Here is a 300-nt window from a genome sequence, read left to right as displayed (position 1 = left end):
CGGATTGGTGCGGACATGGTGCAGAAACTCCTCCGCGGTGCAGTCGTTGGTCACATTGCAGCGCCCCGTGCCCGTGACCAGGATCTTCTGACCCGGCTTGTCGGTATGCTCCAGCACCGTTACCTGATGCCCCTGCCGCACAGCGGCCCCCGCCGCCATCAGCCCGGCCGCACCGGCCCCCACGATCAACAACTTTGCCATTCTGGTTCCTCCCGCAATTCACTGCCTGTCGAAATTTGTTCTAGTTTATCATACCAGAATCGGCCAGCCATTGCAATCTGCATTCCGTTGGAAAAGCAC

Annotated in this window: 1 protein-coding gene; it reads right to left on the bottom strand. The window is 59.3% G+C overall.

The genetic code is table 11. The annotated features are described in order from the left end of the window. A partial coding sequence (locus P0G09_RS18930; RefSeq protein WP_275253445.1) for an NAD(P)/FAD-dependent oxidoreductase occupies positions 1-201 on the bottom strand: 201 nt, incomplete at its 3' end. Between the last annotated feature and the right edge of the window lie 99 nt (positions 202-300).

It is taken from the genome of Faecalibacterium sp. DFI.5.82 (assembly GCF_029076575.1).
In the GTDB taxonomy this organism is placed as follows: domain Bacteria; phylum Bacillota; class Clostridia; order Oscillospirales; family Ruminococcaceae; genus Faecalibacterium; species Faecalibacterium duncaniae.
The sequence above is the reverse complement of the archived record's forward strand: the minus strand, read 5'-3'. Positions and strand labels throughout refer to the sequence as shown.